This window comes from Halorubrum sp. ASP1, assembly GCF_005435135.1.
Classification (GTDB): domain Archaea; phylum Halobacteriota; class Halobacteria; order Halobacteriales; family Haloferacaceae; genus Halorubrum; species Halorubrum tropicale.
This window is the reverse complement of the sequence record NZ_SGUA01000042.1, coordinates 1-746: the sequence shown is the minus strand read 5'-3', so window position 1 is coordinate 746 and position 746 is coordinate 1. Positions and strand designations below refer to the sequence as shown.

The window sequence follows — 746 nt, the reverse complement described above, 5'->3', positions numbered from 1 at the left end:
GACCGCGTACCAGAGGCCGGGTGGAGAACGCAGAGCGTCCACGAACAAGAGGGCTGCCCCGCCGAGGACCACGAACAGGGCACCAAGACGGCCGAAAACCGTCATTTCCATACAATACGTCAAGTTAGCTTAAATATCTGCTCCCAATACAAACCCCCTGTCGTCTCCTGGTACCTCGACCCATCACGACTTCCACCAGGGGCGGCAACCGACAGGTCCCTAGTTCTGTTCTCACAACCGATTAGGTAGCGACCTAGCATAGGAGCAAGTACAACCAGTACGGAAGTTGGATGATTCCCTCTCCGAGATCCTCAATAGGTTGTCTGCCTCGAACCGTATCACCAGCGAGGAGGAATCCAAGTGGCACGTCGTACGCTTCTTTGAATTCTTGAACGGCTTCGAGCGACCCCTCACGCTCACGTGACTGATACGCTAGCCCAATCGGGACAGGAGTGCCATCCACCTCGAAGACAAAGTCGACCTCACCCTCCCGGCCGCGCCAGTACTGGACAGCTGGCGGTTCATCATTACCTTGCACAGCGTTGATCCCGTAGGCAAACCGCATCGTGTGGTCGAACGCCGCGACGCGGGCTAGGTCGGCCTCGCGGTCAAAATCGTTGCGGACGGTCGAGGCGTCGCCGTCGGCGAGCGCGGTCACCAGCCCTGTGTCACGGAGGTAGAGTCGCACCGACCGGGGCCGGCTATTGTCGTACTCGGTAACGCCGGTCAACAGGTACAGCTCTGCC

General features: G+C 59.1%; 1 protein-coding gene. It reads right to left on the bottom strand.

Annotated features, from left to right (window positions below):
• Positions 1-253: 253 nt before the first annotated feature.
• Positions 254-746 (bottom strand): ATP-binding protein (locus EXE48_RS18570; RefSeq protein ID WP_199236416.1); only part of this gene is annotated, 493 nt, incomplete at its 5' end.